Genomic DNA, 17034 nt, shown 5'->3' with positions numbered 1-17034 from the left:
TCTGTTACCTCATCACTTCTTGTAAATTTTCAAGGACTGATTGAAGGGACGAAGCAAACATTCTGGCTTCTTCCATCGTATTTTCAAAAGATAAAGAAACCCGGATACTGCTAGTTGCCTTCTTCTCATCGCCTGTCATCATATATATAGTCCCGCTCATTGCCTTTTTCTTTGAAGAACATGCACTGGTTGTAGAGACATATATTTCTTTTTCTTCTAAAGCATGCACCAATACCTCAGATTTCACACCGGGGACCGAAAAATTGAGGATATGGGGCGCAACACCTTCATTAGGTGTGTTGATTGCAACACCCTTCATTTTTTCCAGTTGATTTCTCAAAAACTGCTGGATGGCAATCATCGCCGGAAGCCCTTTATCCATTCTTTCAAGGGATAGGCGTAAAGCTTTCGCCAACGCGACATTTCCCGGTACATTTTCTGTACCGCTTCTCATTTTTCTTTCCTGGCTCCCCCCAGAAAACAACGGACTGAGGTAAATCCCCTCCCGTATATATAAAATCCCGGTTCCTTTAAGTCCATGGAATTTATGTCCGGATAATGTACATAGATCAATATGTGCTTGTTTAAAATCCAATGGGACTTTAGCCGCTCCCTGAACATGGTCCACGTGAAAAATCGCCTTCGGATATTCCTGAAGCACTTTTCCGATTTCTTCAATCGGTTGAATGGAACCAACCTCATTATTCACGTGCATGATTGACACAAGTATTGTATCGTCTCTCAGGTTGTCAATGACATCTTTAACACTAACCTTGCCCTCATGATTAACCGGCAGCTCCGTGATGTCAAATCCTTCTTCTTTCAACTGTACACACGCTTCCTTCACTGATGCATGCTCCACCGCAGAAAGGATAATATGCTTTCCTCTATCCTTAAAAGCTAGGGCAGTCCCTTTAATACTTATATTATTTCCTTCCGTACCTCCGGAAGTGAAGTACACTTCCTGCTCCCTGACATTCAACAACCCGGCTATTTGCTTTCGGGCCATTTTCATGAGCTGCTCTGCTGATGCCCCCAACCCGTGCAAAGAGGAAGGATTTCCGAAGAATGTAGTTGCTGATTGTGTAAATGAATCGACTGCTTCTTTATACGGAAGCGTAGTCGCGCTGTTATCAAAATAAATCATATTCGCACCACCCGATTGTTGTATGCTTGTCTTTTGCTTTTGCAACTCTTAATTTTAACACAATTTCAATAAAAAAATAACATACTTTAATTACCAAGCATAAATGTGAAAAAAGTTTTTGCAAAATATTAATTTTCTGGGTAAAATCAATAACTGTAATTGAAATTACATGTTCAAATATGTAGATTAAATTATTATAATATATTAAATTGTTTGAAAAATAAATCATTAAAGATCATATGGCTAAAAAGTAATTTTTAAGCCGAATGGAGGAACAAGTAATGAACAAAGAGTTTACAACGAAACAGATTTTCGCCATTGGCTTAATGCTGTTTGCATTATTCCTTGGTGCAGGAAATATTATTTTTCCGCCATTTCTTGGCCAACAAGCTGGAACAAATATATGGGTTGCGGTAGCCGGATTTTTAGTAACTGGAGTCGGTTTGCCTCTATTGGCCGTCATTGCAGTCGGCAAAGTCGGGAACCTTCAAACGATGGCCGGCAGAGTGCACCCAATTTTCGGAATTGTATTTACAATTGTGATCTATATGGCGATCGGTCCGTTCTTCGGAATTCCACGAACCGCAACCGTCACATATGAAGTGGGCGTTTTGCCTTTCTTAAGTGAAGCAATGGCTTCATCGCCAATACCGCTTGTCCTATTATCCATCAGCTTCTTCGGTATATCTGCATGGCTAGCGATGAATCCTACCAAGCTGGTGGACCGCATCGGTAAAATCATTACCCCGGCACTTTTGCTCGTCCTTGCCATTCTCGCAGGCAAGAGTATCTTATCCCCACTGGGACCTATATCAGAGCCGAGCGATGCTTACTTAGACAACTCTTTCTTTAATGGATTTACTGAAGGATATCTGACTATGGATACGATCGGGGGCTTGGTTTTCGGGATTGTCATTATTTCAGCCGTCAAAAGCATAGGCATCACGAAACCTCAAGCAATCACAAAAGCAGTAGGGCGGGCCGGGCTAATTGCGGCAGCAGGCTTGGCATTGGTTTACTTATCTTTGACATTTATTGGGGCAACTAGTGCAGCTGAAGTGGGAATGCTTTCTAACGGGGGCGCTATCCTATCCGCGTCAACAAAAGTGATGTTCGGATCATTCGGTTCTGTCATACTTGCTTTAGCTATCACTTTAGCATGCTTGACTACTTCAGTAGGATTGATTTCATCTTGCTCCCATTTTTTCGCACAACAAATACCAGCTTTGTCCTATAAAGCGCTAGTTTGCATTCTGGCACTATTCAGCACGGTTATCGCAAATGCCGGACTGTCAAAATTAATCTCGATATCACTGCCGGTTTTAAGTTTTATCTATCCACTGGCAATCACTTTAATTATTCTTTGTTTATGCCACAACCTATTTAATGGCCACTCGTCCGTTTATATAGGCGCGATGCTCGCCACTGGCATGGTCAGCTTTTTTGATGGACTGAATGCTTTAGGTGTGAATCTTGGAGGCATTACCGACATCATCGCCTCATTCCCATTGGCTTCACAAGGGATAGCATGGGTGTTTCCGGCAATAGTGGGCGCATTTATCGGTTATGGTTACAACGCTCTGTTCGGAAAAGTGAAGGAAGGCTCTATGGTCGATATGGACCTTGATTAAACAGGACATGCAAAAAGGCCGGCATCTACAAAAAAGATGGCGGCCTTCTTTTTGTCCACAAAAGAGGGACGATGCCTATTCACCCTTTCGGTTCCTAAATAATAAAAATTTTTAATAAATTATTCACAATCATTACGTACTTCTCCCCATATTTATTAATAAAATATTTCATTATACGAAAATAATTGAAGGAGAAGCAATGACAAGAAAATTCACCTTTTTACTGCCTTTACTGCTAATAATTTCACTCCCCACTGATTCTGCGTATACATTCGATTTAAAGGAAAAATTACTTTTTCTCGAAAGATCCACCATTCGAACATTGGATAATTTTAATTTACATCATTTTTTCAGTAATCCGAAGGTTATTATAAATAATCAAACGATCTATATAGAAATAGACATGGATAGTCAAATATCAAATGCTGATACCATTGAGCAATTTATGAGATTTAAAGTTTTAACAAAGAGGCTTCGTTTTATTTTAAAGAATCATCCTAATAATGATGGCAATGCCCTAAGTAATAAAGATATAGTTGTTTACGGACGAGCTGATAGTAATACGTATGTATATACAAGTAAACTACCTTATAAAGAATTAATTCAATTGCCTGAAAGCTATCTTTCAATAAATTCAAACACCGTTTTTTCTACTACTGAATTTAAACGAGTAATTACACAACAGCTTTCCGGCACTTATATTGAAAAGGTAAATGGACATGACGATACAGACATACATAAATACGCTCGACGAATTTTTAATGTTATGACTAATAACGGAAAGTATTATAATCCCCGTATAGATGATAAATTAATTATAGATGCTGTCTGCAGTAAATTTAATATTACGTTTGAGCAGTATTCCAAGATTGACAATAAATATTATTTATTCCCTACCCTTACTGAAGAGTAAGGTTTTTTTAATCATTCCTATATTTAATAAGTGGCATAAAATCTTGCGCTACTTCATCCCAACATCTATACTAATCGGGATTTTCAGCAGACATACAATCGTGTACATCACCCTCAATAACAACCAACAATAAAAAAGAATAGCCATGCCCTAAGCAGCTTTCTTAGGGCATGGCTATTTCAATAAATTGCTGTTTCATTATTACAGCGCCTGCCTCACGGAAGTTGTTACACAATCCGCGAAACAGGCGCTGCTCATTTTATCGCCTTTTCAATCAAGCTCATCCAAGTATGATTGCTGGACCTTTATTTCCTTCAGACTGCCCGGCTCTACTTTTTCCAAGGCAGCAGCCGCTTCTTCAAGGGCTTCCCCGTATTCAAACTGACGGAACTTGGCTTCAGCTTCCTTCAGCGCAGATCCTATCGACGGGTACTTGCTTCTATATCGATTTGCATATTGAATGACCTTTTCCGTCAACAGCATTTCCTCGATCATATCGTGGGAGTACTGGACAAAGCCATCAACAGATGCCGTCGCCTTTTCAAGGAAAATATTGACTGATGCCATATCAAGCGGAGTCTCTTCAAGTTTTCCAGCAGCATCCTTCAGCGCTTCGACCGCCTGTGCCAATTTCGTTTTGTACGTTTCAGGAATCCCAGGAACATTACACTTCATTAACCATTTCTTCGCATGATTCATATCGTTTTGAAGCTTCTTGATTTGCGCTCTTGCTTCCAGCTCTTCTTTGCGCAAATCCTGAATTGTTTTAGCATAGGCTTGCTGCTCTTTTACAACTGTGGCCAGTTTTTCTTGAATATCACGCATTTGTTCTGCAAGAGTTGAATAAGCCGTATCATGCTGGTTGATCTTGACTTGTAAAAAATCAGCCTGTTTCATGATGGATGCCAGTTCTTTTTCCAGTTTCTTTTGCAGCTTCAAATCGTTTTCGGAAAGATGATAGCTTTGTTGGATTGTATTCGTATCCAATTTTAACTTATCATTTTCAAAGGTCGCATTGGATAGGCCTTCTCGAATATTCCCTTGTTCCGTTTGCACATATTGTCGGGATATCACTTCATTTTCAAAAAGATCGTACAATGTCGAGATGTGGTCTTTTAACCCATCCAGCCCTTTTTCAGCCTCATTGACCTCGGCTTTGTCCAATAAATCAGTATACTCCGCTAATTCTTTCTCCATGGTCTCCATTTGTTCCGGAAAATTCAAGGATTGCAGTATGTATTCCTTTTCCAACATTTCCGCATAGCCATCCTTCAACTCACTCAATTGATTCGGCAATACAGTATGTGTTTCTGTCAGTAAATCCGGTATCCTATTCATTTTATCTCTCAATGCCTTCATTATTGAACGGATTTTCAACACTATTTCACGTGCTTGGAGATAATTCCCTTGTTCCGTTACCTCTTCATACTGGGATAGCAAGGATACAGTTTCCTCTAAGGATTTTTCAAGTACCGCTGCCCCTTTCCCATACGTATGGCTGTGGGCGAGAAGATTTTTTTTGGCCACGCGGTATTCTTCCTTAAGCTCTTCAATTTCGATACGGTTCTTCTCTTCGCTTCCGACTAGGTCATTCAGTTCATCGATAATTTTTTGGATCGACGCCTCCACTTCTTTTAACTGGCGGGAGATTTCACGCTGCACTTCTTTTGATTTACTGAAACGGTATTTATCTATGTATTCCTCGGCATCAAAAAGCAATTCCTCAACGTCCGGCAATTGGACTGTAACGATTTCATCCCACTCATTCCGCCATTTTTCGAACAATTCTTCTGTCTCGCCAGTCATATTCAACTGCTTCACCTTTGAGAGCTCATCGAGTACAGGGCGATTCATAATCTTTAATTTCCATTCCTCAAGCTGATCAACATCTCGATAACGTTTTTTTTTGAAAAAATAACCGACCGCGAACAAGGCCAGCGCTAAAATAATAATGCCCAGAATATATGCCATTAGTATGCCCCCTGTATCAAAACTGAATATGTCTTTTATTTCATTCATCTATGTAAAGCGAAACCCTGCCGGCAGGTATGTTCCATACGCGCCAAGCATCCTATTCGGCAACTGGCCCTTATGGCAGAAACCAACTGATCTCGCCATAAAAACGTGCCATCTACCACTGCATAAGTATGTAAAAAAAAGATGGTAATGTATTTTTCGTCAAGAATGGGCATAAAACCCTTTTTTTCTCTGAAAAAACATTAAAAAATACGTTTTTTAATGCTTTTATGATACCATGTATACAATATTTTTTGATTAGTTATTTTTATTTTTCTATAAAATTATAGCCGAAAAGTGATAAAAGGAGGCATTCGTATGCTGAAAGCAGACAGCCACGTGCATTCCCCCTATTGCCCGCACGGAACTCCCGACCCTTTCGCCGCGTACCTGGAACAGGCGATATCCTATGGGTTGGAGGAAATTACGTTCACAGAGCATGCTCCGTTGCCTCGGGGTTTTAATGACCCGACACCTTTACATGACAGCGCTATGCGCTATGAGCAAATTCAGGGTTATATTACGGAGCTGCAAGCATTGCAAAAAGAATACAGCAAGCGGATCACTATACTTATCGGAATGGAATTCGATTATATTGATGGGTATGAAGAGGAAATAAAGAAGTTGATGGATGAAGTCGGCCCTTATTTAAATGACAGTATCCTTTCCGTCCATTTTTTAAAAGAAACGAATGACTATTTTTGTATAGACTATAGTGCTGATCATTTTGGGCAGATGATAAATCGTTTCGGTTCGGCCGACCGGATCTATAGCTCCTATTTTGAAACGGTACGCAAATCCATATCCGCTGATCTCGGCACATACAAGCCCATACGAATCGGGCACATGACATTGGCGCATAAATTCCAGCACGCCTATCCGCCCTCCCGTCCTTTTACAGAGGAAGAACGGCAAATCGTCCAAATGGCAAAAGAAAACGGAATGGCTTTGGACTATAATGGAGCGGGTACAGTCAAGCCTTTATGCCTAGAAACCTATCCGCCTGAACCGATCGTTAAATATGCAATGTCAATAGGCGTTCCGCTCGTTTTCGGAAGTGACGCGCACAGCGCACAGGATCTTTGCCAAGGATCCAGCAAACTGGCAGCCGGAGTTGCAATCACAAAACCATCTGCCCTTACTGCTCGCTAAACGTTCTCTACCAGTTGCCGCTCCATCAATAACGAAAGGACGTTTAGACATTGTGCCGTATATTGTTTCTGGTAATACGTATCCTGAACGGGCATATGCAGTACTTCCGAGGCATATTGCGAATGGGACACAGGCGCACTTAACAGCCCTTTCAATTGAAGGATAAAGGAAGGAATATGGATTCTGTGCATCCTACCTTGTTGTATGGCTTGTTCGATCACATAATGGAGATAATAGCTTTCTTTAGCCATATAGGTGGAAAGGACTTCTCGATTCAGCATTGTATCAAGTGACATTTCCCTTGTCACAAAGCGCGCAGCCAACATATTCTCATTTTGGAATTCTAGAAGATTGGTTACAATCGAGAACAGGCATTGGTCTGCAGGCATATACTCCAATTGTTCCAAATCCTTTTCAATAACTTGAATATAGCCTTCCAAGTAATGGATGAAGCAATATTCAAGAAGACCGCTTTTATTTTTGAAATAGTAGGCAATATTAGCGGGATTGATGTTCGCTCGGGCCGCAATATCTCTGATTGATGTTCCGTCAAAACCGTTGGCATGAAATAGATAAAGAGCCGACTTAATAATTTCATTTTTCGTATTATTTTTCACATGGCTTTTTTTCACAGTCATCACCCAGCTTTCCTCGTTTTCCACAATATTCGTGGTCAGGAGCCCCTTTCCTGCAAATGAGTTTCGACAGGTGAAGACAGAAAGATAGATTAGAAGGCTGTTTTCTGTAGAAGCAGATATAAGAAAGGAGTTTTATGATGTTTAACGTCGAAAAGTATCAAGGTTCTCTTGAAGAAAAGTATCAACTATTATACAAGCAGCTTCGTTCCCTGATTGAGGATGAAGAACATGTAGTGGCCAATTTAAGTAACGCATCGGCTTTGCTTAATGTTTTCCTCGACCGGATCAATTGGGTCGGTTTTTATCTATATGAAGAGGGACAATTGATTTTGGGACCGTTCCAAGGACTGCCTGCATGTATTCGGATTCCTCTCGGAAGGGGAGTATGCGGTACTGCCGCACAAGACCAAAAAACGATAGTAGTGGATGATGTCCATGAATTCCCAGGCCATATTGCGTGCGATGCCGCTTCCCGTTCGGAAATCGTGATTCCTCTCATGAGAAATGGAGAGCTATTCGCTGTACTGGATATCGATAGCCCTGAAAAAGAACGTTTTTCCAAGGAAGAAGCAGCTCATTTGGAAGAGTTCGCACAGATATTACAAGCAAATTTGTAAGAAGTAAAAACAAGGAAGGCGAATCAATCGCCTTCCTTGTTTTCAGCTTGCAGGAGCACTCTATTCTTCCCTGTCTCCTTCGCTACATATAGTGCTGTATCCGCACGCTTAAAGAGGCTATGGACCTGGTCTTCGCATCCAGAGTGCCAATGTGAAACACCGCACGAAATGGTTACAGAAGGTGTGGTTTCCCTCTCAACCCGTTGCCTGATTCTTTCCGTTATTTTGGCGCCTGTTTCCAGATTAACCCCTGGCAAATATACAACTAGCTCTTCTCCGCCCCAACGTGCGCCGATATCCGTCGATCTTATACTGTTCATAATAATATTGCTGACTTGGATCAATATTTCATCGCCGATTTGGTGTCCATATGTATCATTAATGGTTTTGAAGCTATCGATATCCATAATGACAAAAACGCCCTCTGCATCTTTTGCCATAGACTCCGAGACTCTGTCATCCAAATAATTGCGCGAATACAGCTGCGTAACATGGTCAACAACCACCATACGCTCCAACTCTTCTCTTAATATAGAGTTCGTGAAGGCCAATGTTGAATGATGGATAAGGGATTGAAAAAGCTTAAACATTTCAAATGTAAAATGATAGTTTTCGTGGTGCATAACTACAGCAAACCCTTTCACCGATTCACTTTGCACCATTGGAACCGCCATAATCGACCGATACTCAGAAGGATTGCCGTCCTGCAGCCTCATATCGCCAAGGAAAAGCGATTCTTTTTCGAATTCTATCTTTTCCTTAATGTACTTGACATATTTGTCGCTTACTTCCTTCATAAAAAAATCCGTGCTTCCAGGAATCACCTGGCATTCATCTTCATCCACATATAACACAAAGCCAATTTCTTCGGCATTGAATGATTTACTGATTTGTTCCCTCATATAATTCATAATTTCAGTCAACCGAAGATTTGAATTCAAGCGGTGCGAGGTTTCATTGATAAGCTGGAGATCAGCAATCAAACGCTTCGATTGCTGGTAAAGTTGGGCATTTTCAATAGCTCCTCCCGCTGTATTGGCCAACAGAGTGATAAACTCTATATCCCCTTTCAGGAACATGACCCTTTCCAGCGATAAGACCTGCAGCACACCATACACCCCCTGTTTCCCTTTTAACGGGGCATAGAGTATTGACTTGCGGTGTTTTTCACTATCTTCGAATTGTACAGTGCCATTGACATATGCCTGCATGGCTGCAATATTCTCGCTATTATACTCCAAATCCTTGATGGGCAAATCTTCATTATGATGATTATCGTGGGATAGAAGCAAGTAATAGGTGAAATCAGGGTATACCTCTCTCAGAGTAGCGATGATTTCACCAAGGACATCATTGATATTCATCGATGAATGGAATTTTTCCGTTACTCTGAACAACTGCTTATACCTTTCTTCCTGAATCGCCACTTTCGAAATTTTATCAACCATTTGAATAAATCCAGCGCATTCTGCGGATACTGCCTGCGCCAGTTCTTTCTCGAGGGGCATACGCGATGAAGGAAGATCGTATATTGCGAACATCCCGATTACCCTCTCATCCAATCTGAGCGGAAGAGCGTATGAAACTCCTTCAAGCCCTTCCCAGCCATCGCATACAAAGCAATCGGATCCGCCCAGCAACTGCTGTTCCCGGCTGCCGCATATAATTGTTTTTTTCGTCCATCCTTCCATGGACCTGGAGGAAAACATTGGTATAAGCTGGCCATGTAATTCATAATAAGAATAATACTCTACGGCATTAACTCCTAACCAGTTGTTGAAACACACCAAAAATTCACGCATTGAACGATTGAATCGGATTTTTTCACCGCCCAGTTCCAAGCAATGAAAAAACAGGCTTCTTAGTTCAGTAAGCCCCTGTTTCATTTCATTTTCCATTTACCTCATCCTTATCATCATACTGCAACAGCTTACATCTATTTTCATAAATAAAGAAACAACATTCTATAGATCATCCATGTTATGGAGAATTTGCCTTTAAATGATGCAATTCGTCGCACCCTCCCTAAATTATACCTTTTTTTCCATCTAGAAAGTTGACTTTTTTATGTCTTTTTTCTTATATATCCACTATAGTCTAAACTTGCATAACTCGGAAGTCTCCTGCTCCTTACATATAATTCAAGCTGCTGGTTGACTTTTTCATTAAAGATATTATATAATGGCAGATGTGTAAAATATGCGGCTTGTGCAAACGTATTGTGAACACATTTTATTCCTCTAGTAATGAGGTGTATCTTGTAACCCTTGGCTGCTAGGGCGAGGATGCATGAAAATAAAATGGTCACGACATTGTTTTCACTACTGTTTTTATTTTACAAAATAAAAACAAAGAGGAGGAGTCATTCATGGCTCGTTATACAGGTCCAAGCTGGAAACTTTCCCGTCGTCTTGGAATTTCATTATCTGGTACAGGTAAGGAGTTAGAAAAACGCCCTTACGCTCCTGGACAACATGGTCCAAACCAACGTAAAAAACTAACTGAATATGGTCTTCAGTTACAAGAAAAACAAAAACTTCGTCACATGTACGGAGTAAACGAACGTCAATTCCGTACTATTTTCGATAGAGCGGCTAAGATGAAAACTGGTATCCTTGGTGAAAACTTCATGGCACTTCTTGAGTCTCGCCTTGATAACGTTGTTTACCGTTTAGGTATGGCACGTACTCGTCGCCAAGCTCGCCAACTTGTTAACCACGGACATATCCTTGTTGATGGAAAACGCGTTGATATTCCTTCATACAAAGTAACTGCTGGCCAAACAATCTCAGTTCGTGAAAAATCACGCAACCTTGACATCATCAAAGAAGCAATCGAAGTGAACAACTTCACTCCTGATTTCGTAACTTTCGATGCTGACAAGCTAGAAGGTACTTTCACTCGTTTACCAGAACGTTCTGAAATGCCTGCTGAAATTAACGAAGCTCTTATCGTTGAGTGGTACTCACGGTAATATCAAAAAAATCCCCTTCCTTTTCGGATGGGGATTTTTTTATCTTCATATCCTTTTCAGGGATTCACTGAATTGGATGCACAGTTGCTCTACATCCTCTATTCTGGCCAATTGCCGCTTCCAAGCTTCAGGAATTTCTTCTATTCCATAATATAATCCGGCAATGCCTCCAGTAACCGCTCCGACTGTATCAGTATCTTCACCCAAATTCACGGCTTTCAATACAGCGTCTGTATATGTATCAGTTGTAAGCAAACACCATATGCTTGCTTCAAGAGTATCTATAACATAGCCGCTGCTCTTGATTTCTTCCCTGCCTAACAACGCCAGGTCATCTTCAAGGATTCTGCTGAAATGTTTTCTCTCCTCCTCATTCTTTTCTTTAAAATAATGCTGTTCAATAACGGGCTTCATTGCTTCGTATGCTTCCCTCAACCTTTTACCATCAAGCAGCTGCAGAGCGATCTCAATATAGATACTGCATGCGATCTTCGAACGGATATGCGCATGGGTTATGCCTGAGACTTCTTCTATAAGTGAAAAACGTTTTTCTTCCTTCCGGCATGCATGGGCAATATAAAAAGCTAATGGAAGAATCCGCATGAGCGATCCGTTTCCATTATCTCTCTCTCCTTTTTCTCCCGTTTCGCCTTCCGCTATACCGAGTTCAACTTTCCGCAGAGCGGTTGCAGTTGTTATCCCCACATCAAACACAGCCTTGCCATTATAAGTCCAATGGCAACGGTACAGCCAATCGCAAAATTTCCGCTGTATATCAGTGAGATTAAATCCATCCACTAAGCTCTCGGTCATACTGAGAGTCATTGAGCCATCATCTGACCATGTACCCGGAGGCATATTATGCGTACCATACCCGCGCATACCCGTAACTTCAGGGTAACTGTCTCTCTTAAGAAACTCCACCGGCACCCCTAAAGCGTCACCGGTCAAAAAACCGATCAAAGCACCTCTTATTTGTTCTCTCTCTGTACAATCCATAGCTGCCACTCCTCTATTCCCATTTTTAAATAAGGACACGTTCTATTAAACAACAACCTTATACGCTGAACAGTTTTTATATTCAGTTTAATTGTACACGTTTCCTCCTATTATATATAGAATGAAGATATGAAAAAAGGCCGATACCATCTCTTTGGTACCAGCCTTCTTATTATCAATCGCTTAATATTGGATCAATGTGTATTTTTTCTTCCCTCTGCGTATGATAGTGAACTGTCCGTCCATACGGTCCTGTTCGCTGACTGTATATTGTACATCCGTCACTTTTTCGCCGTTTACAGAAATCGCCCCATTTGTAATATCTTCACGGGCTTGGCGTTTAGAAGGAGAAATTTTTGCGTTTACAATTAAATCGACAAGTTGGATATCTTCCTTATTCTCTGGGTTGAAAGAAGGCATATCCTTGAATCCTTGCTTGATTTCAGCTGCACTTAAACTTTTTACATCCCCGCTGAATAATGCCTGAGTAATATTCATGGCAGTATCAAGTGCTTCCTGCCCATGAACTAGGCGAGTCATTTCTTCAGCAAGTGCTTTTTGGGCCTTTCGTAAATGAGGTTCCGTTTGTACAGATTCCTCGAGTGCCTCAATCTCTTCCTTCGACAGGAACGTAAAGATTTTCAAGTATTTTACTACATCTTGGTCCGCTGTATTGATCCAAAATTGGTAGAATTCATATGGCGTTGTTTTTTCAGGGTCAAGCCATACCGCGCCACTTTCAGTTTTGCCAAATTTAGTGCCATCCGACTTCGTTACTAAAGGAATCGTCAAGCCGTAAGCTTTAGCCCCTTCCCCTTGCATCTTACGGATCATTTCCAACCCAGTAGTAATATTGCCCCACTGGTCGCTTCCGCCAATTTGCAGTTTACATTGATAATTTTCATATAAATGATTAAAATCGATTGCCTGCAAAATTGTGTAAGTGAACTCAGTAAAGGAAATGCCTGCATCCAAACGGGAAGATACGATATCTTTTGAAAGCATATAGTTGATGCCGATATGCTTGCCATAATCGCGAAGGAATGTAATCATATCCAGAGCACTGATCCAGTCATAGTTGTTCGTCATGACTGCTGCATTTTCCCCTTCAAAATCAAAGATGCGTTCCATCTGTTTCTTCAGGCATGTTACATTATGCTGAATAGTTTCAACTGATTGCAGCTGACGCTCCTGCTTCTTTCCGCTCGGATCTCCGATCATTCCTGTTGCTCCCCCGACAAGGACAATCGGCTTATGTCCATGCTGCTGGAAACGGCGTAAAGTCAGGAACGGCAACAAATGTCCGATATGCATTGAATCCGCTGTTGGATCAACTCCGCAATATAAGGAAGTGCTTTCCTTCTCCAATTGTTCTACTAATCCTGTCTCATCCGTCTGCTGGTAGATGATCCCTCTCCATTGTAAATCTTGCAATAGCTCCTTGCTCATTAGAACTCCTCCTGATCATGATTTGTGTATACAAAAAAGCCCCTTCATCGAAATGAAGGGACGAATAAATCGCGGTACCACCCAACTTGAGGATCCTAACAATCCTCCGCTCTGAATTGATAACGGCATAATAGGCCGTTTGCTGCTACTGGCCGGACAATTAACCGGTGTTCCCAACAAATGCTCAAGGCAGTAATTCGCGTTCTATGTATACCGGTTCACACCAACCACCGACTCTCTTAAACATGGATAGAAACACTACTGGCGCCTGTCATAGCAACAATATTCATCTTGTCATTTAAATCTTACTGTATTCTATCTTATCATTTTTCAAATGTCAACATCTTCCCGGCAAGGCATTTTTTTTGCTGAATTACGAAAAATCTATTGCCTCAAACCTTTATATAAAGCGCTTCTTTTCGACCAACTTATTATAAAAAAAGAAGAATGCCTACCTTTTTACTAGTGCGATTATGATATAATAAACTCTGAATTTCAGGGGGTTGAATACATGAATGAAAATAGGAAGCCCAATAGAATGAAAGAACTGTTCAATAAGCTGCAAAGCCCATCAAGCAAGCGCAATTATCGCATAACCTACCATGTGATTTGGAATTTATTATTATTGTTCATCATATTAGGTGTATTGGGTGCCGCTTTTGCAGGCGGGGTAGGCGCAGGATATTTCGCCTCACTCGTTAAACATGAACCAGTTCGGACAAAAGCAGAGCTTTCGAAGGATATTTATAACTACGAAGAAACATCAGAGTTATACTTTGCCAATAACGTATATCTCGGAAAACTCAGGACTGATTTAGAACGGGAAGAGGTACCTTTATCCCAGATGTCCAAATATCTAAAAGATGCAGTTGTCGCAACCGAAGATGAAAACTTTTATAAACATGAGGGTGTTGTCCCTAAAGCCATCTTTCGGGCTGTCATCCAGGAGATGACAAATTCCGCCGTCCAATCAGGCGGCAGTACACTCACTCAGCAGCTGATCAAACAACAAATATTAACGAATGAAGTGTCATTCGACCGGAAGGCGAAAGAAATATTGTTGGCACTTCGCTTGGAACGATTCTTTACAAAGGATGATATTCTGGAGGCTTATTTGAATATTTCCCCATTCGGAAGAAACTCTTCCGGCCGCAATATTGCGGGTGTACAAGCCGCAGCGGAAGGGATATTCGGCATTGACGTAAAAAATCTTAACCTAGCACAGGCAGCCTACATAGCAGGTTTGCCGCAAAGCCCCTTCGGCTACACGCCTTACACAAATGAAGGAAAAAAGAAAGAAAATCTGGAACCAGGATTAAACAGACAGAAAATTGTCCTAAACAGAATGTATAGCGGCGGTTTTATTACTGAAAAAGAATATGACAACGCAATGGAGTATGACGTAACAAAGGATTTCATCGCTCCTAGGCCGCCCGCTTATGAAAAATACCCGTTCCTGACAACGGAAATCGAACAGCGATCCATTGATATCATTTCTAAGTACTTGGCTAACAAAGACGGTATCCCAGAAAATGAATTGAAGAGCAATAAAGACACATTAAGCAAATATCGCATATTGGCGGATAAAGCCATGCGCCAAAACGGATTCAAAATCCATACCACCATCAACAAAGCCATTTATGACAATATGGATCAGGCAAAAACGAACTTTCCGCATTATGGCTATTCTATGCCAACCGAAGTGAAGGATCCTGAAACAGGAAAGATCTCAGTCGTTCAACAGCCCGTTGAGGCGGGTGCCATGCTGATTGAAAACAAAACAGGGAAAATCCTCAGCTTTGTTGGGGGACGGGATTTCAAGCGCGAGGAAACAAACCATGCCACGAATGCCTTAAGATCCAACGGCTCGACAATGAAACCATTGCTTGTCTACGCACCTGGTATTGAACTTGGCAAATTGGCACCGGGCTCACTGGTCCTTGATGCTCCAATCAACGTACGAGGATGGAAGCCTAATAACTATTCGTATAATTATAAAGGTTTAATGACAGCGCGCCAGGCGTTAAAAACGTCTCAAAACGTGCCGGCAGTTAAATTCTACATGGATATCATCGGAAGCCAACCAAGCAAATACCTGCAAAAAATGGGGATGACAAGCCTGACGAACAACGACTTGCAAAACCCGTCTTCATCTCTAGGCAGTTTGGATTACGGTGTAACGGTAGAAGAAAATGTCAACGCATATACAACCTTTGCCAACGAAGGCAACTTTGTTGACGCATATATGATTGAGAAAATCGAAACAAAAAAAGGCGAAGTCATTTATCAGCATAAAGGCTCTTCTGTGAGAGTATTCTCTCCGCAGACAGCCTATCTGACAATCGATATGATGAGGGATGTTATTTCGAGCGGAACAGCAGCATCACTGCGAAACCGCCTGAATTTCTCAAGCGATTTTGCCGGTAAGACCGGAACTGGACAGGATTTTAAGGATGCTTGGTTTGTGGCCACCAACCCGAATGTGACATTCGGCGTCTGGACAGGATACGATAAGCCTAAATCAATGAATTATATGTATAATGGCCTAACCTATAGCCAGCGGAATCTTTATTTATGGGCTGACCTGATGAACGCAGCTTATAAGGCTGACCCAGAATTAATCGGCACGAAGCAAAGATTCCAAATGCCCGGCGGTTTAGTCAGCAGATCCTACTGTTCTGCCTTAAATCTTCCGCAGGATGTATGCACAAAAGCAGGTATTGGGGCAGATCTTTATCCCGCAAACTTTATCATGAATCTGCAAAAAGCGGACATGACGAGCGGGCGCTTCGTGACCATAGGCGATAAGAGATATATCGCACTCGCTTCAACACCGGGCGATTTCGTCGAAAGTGGAGCCACCCTGTCAACCGCATTCCTTAAAATGATTGCAGGGCCTTATATTTCGACTGATAATCTGCCTGCTGATATAAGCAGCGGAGGAGGAACAGCCGGAGTCATGAATGATAATGGACGGATACCATATGCATTATCCATCACCGGGAATGGAAACAGCATCTCATGGGGCGCCCATGGCGACGGTGACATTATCGGCTACCGGGTATATAAAAATAACAGCAAAGTGGCCTCCATTAAATCCGGACAATCATTAAGCTATTCCGGTGGCCCTGGCTCATATGTAGTCAAAGCAGTCGACATAGCTGGAAATGAATCACCTGCCTCTAATTCAATTACTATTGGAACTGTGCCGAACGAAAGCACATCACCAACAGAAGGAAATGAAGAAGAAAAACAAGAAAACAACCAAGCTGACAAGCCGAAGCCGAATACATCGCAGGCAGCAAAGCCAGAGAAACCTGACAAACCGGAAACGCCAAAGCCAAGCGAGAAACCTGACCAAGGAACAGATCAAAACGGGGCAGGCAATTCCGGCAACAGCTCTATAGGGACCAATGGTACAACGAATCAAAAACCGGCGGGCAACACTGTTCCTGGCACTTAATAGCCAGGGCCCAAAAAGAAAAAGGCTGACGATGT

General features: G+C 41.6%; 12 protein-coding genes and 1 other annotated feature. Of the genes, 6 read left to right on the top strand and 6 right to left on the bottom strand.

Annotated elements, in window-relative coordinates; all coding sequences use genetic code 11:
- Nucleotides 1-4 precede the first annotated feature (4 nt).
- Nucleotides 5-1147 carry a cysteine desulfurase family protein gene (locus ABC357_RS02420; protein WP_412885965.1) on the bottom strand — a complete coding sequence of 381 codons (1143 nt, stop codon included), beginning with the start codon at nt 1145-1147 and terminating at the stop codon, nt 5-7.
- A 281-nt stretch (nt 1148-1428) separates the two neighbouring features.
- Here ABC357_RS02420 and brnQ point away from each other — a divergent pair, with 281 nt between their 5' ends.
- Both brnQ and ABC357_RS02410 read left to right on the top strand, forming a co-directional pair.
- Nucleotides 1429-2778, top strand: coding sequence for a branched-chain amino acid transport system II carrier protein (gene brnQ, locus ABC357_RS02415; RefSeq protein ID WP_412885964.1), 1350 nt, complete (start codon nt 1429-1431; stop codon nt 2776-2778).
- Nucleotides 2779-2977: 199 nt separating this feature from the next.
- Nucleotides 2978-3691, top strand: coding sequence for a hypothetical protein (locus tag ABC357_RS02410; RefSeq protein ID WP_412885963.1), 714 nt, complete (start codon nt 2978-2980; stop codon nt 3689-3691).
- A gap of 270 nt (nt 3692-3961) precedes the next feature.
- Here the strand turns inward: ABC357_RS02410 and ezrA are convergent, their stop codons facing one another.
- Nucleotides 3962-5662: a septation ring formation regulator EzrA gene (ezrA, locus tag ABC357_RS02405; protein ID WP_412885962.1), complete on the bottom strand. Its 1701-nt coding sequence runs from the start codon at nt 5660-5662 to the stop codon at nt 3962-3964.
- Nucleotides 5663-6025: 363 nt separating this feature from the next.
- On the opposite strand from ezrA, the gene hisJ reads away from it, so the two are divergent.
- Nucleotides 6026-6859: a histidinol-phosphatase HisJ gene (gene hisJ / locus ABC357_RS02400; RefSeq protein ID WP_412885961.1), complete on the top strand. Its 834-nt coding sequence runs from the start codon at nt 6026-6028 to the stop codon at nt 6857-6859.
- Here the strand turns inward: hisJ and refZ are convergent.
- Nucleotides 6856-7497, bottom strand: coding sequence for a forespore capture DNA-binding protein RefZ (gene refZ / locus ABC357_RS02395; RefSeq protein WP_412885960.1), 642 nt, complete (start codon nt 7495-7497; stop codon nt 6856-6858). The two genes, hisJ and refZ, sit on opposite strands and share 4 nt — an antisense overlap.
- A gap of 137 nt (nt 7498-7634) precedes the next feature.
- Here refZ and ABC357_RS02390 point away from each other — a divergent pair, with 137 nt between their 5' ends.
- A complete protein-coding gene (locus ABC357_RS02390) occupies nt 7635-8114 on the top strand; it encodes a GAF domain-containing protein (protein WP_412885959.1) in 480 nt (159 codons plus the stop codon).
- Nucleotides 8115-8137: 23 nt separating this feature from the next.
- Here the strand turns inward: ABC357_RS02390 and ABC357_RS02385 are convergent, their stop codons facing one another.
- Nucleotides 8138-10012, bottom strand: coding sequence for a diguanylate cyclase domain-containing protein (locus ABC357_RS02385; RefSeq protein WP_412885958.1), 1875 nt, complete (start codon nt 10010-10012; stop codon nt 8138-8140).
- Between the two features lie 470 nt (nt 10013-10482).
- Between ABC357_RS02385 and rpsD the strand changes: the two genes are divergently transcribed.
- A complete protein-coding gene (gene rpsD, locus ABC357_RS02380) occupies nt 10483-11088 on the top strand; it encodes a 30S ribosomal protein S4 (protein ID WP_412885957.1) in 606 nt (201 codons plus the stop codon).
- Between the two features lie 45 nt (nt 11089-11133).
- On the opposite strand, the gene ABC357_RS02375 is transcribed toward rpsD, so the two are convergent.
- Both ABC357_RS02375 and tyrS read right to left on the bottom strand, forming a co-directional pair.
- Nucleotides 11134-12087 (bottom strand): ADP-ribosylglycohydrolase family protein, encoded by a 954-nt coding sequence (locus tag ABC357_RS02375; protein WP_412885956.1) that lies wholly within the window; start codon nt 12085-12087, stop codon nt 11134-11136.
- Between the two features lie 183 nt (nt 12088-12270).
- A complete protein-coding gene (gene tyrS / locus ABC357_RS02370) occupies nt 12271-13536 on the bottom strand; it encodes a tyrosine--tRNA ligase (protein ID WP_412885955.1) in 1266 nt (421 codons plus the stop codon).
- A gap of 53 nt (nt 13537-13589) precedes the next feature.
- Nucleotides 13590-13820, bottom strand: a binding site (T-box leader).
- 227 nt (nt 13821-14047) lie between these two features.
- Here tyrS and ABC357_RS02365 point away from each other — a divergent pair.
- The gene (locus ABC357_RS02365) at nt 14048-16999 is read left to right on the top strand and encodes a transglycosylase domain-containing protein (RefSeq protein WP_412885954.1); all 2952 of its coding nucleotides are present in this window, start codon (nt 14048-14050) and stop codon (nt 16997-16999) included.
- Nucleotides 17000-17034 lie beyond the last annotated feature (35 nt).

It is taken from the genome of Bacillus kalamii (assembly GCF_047238185.1).
Lineage (GTDB): Bacteria > Bacillota > Bacilli > Bacillales > DSM-1321 > Bacillus_AD.
This window is presented reverse-complemented; position numbering and strand designations above follow the sequence as displayed.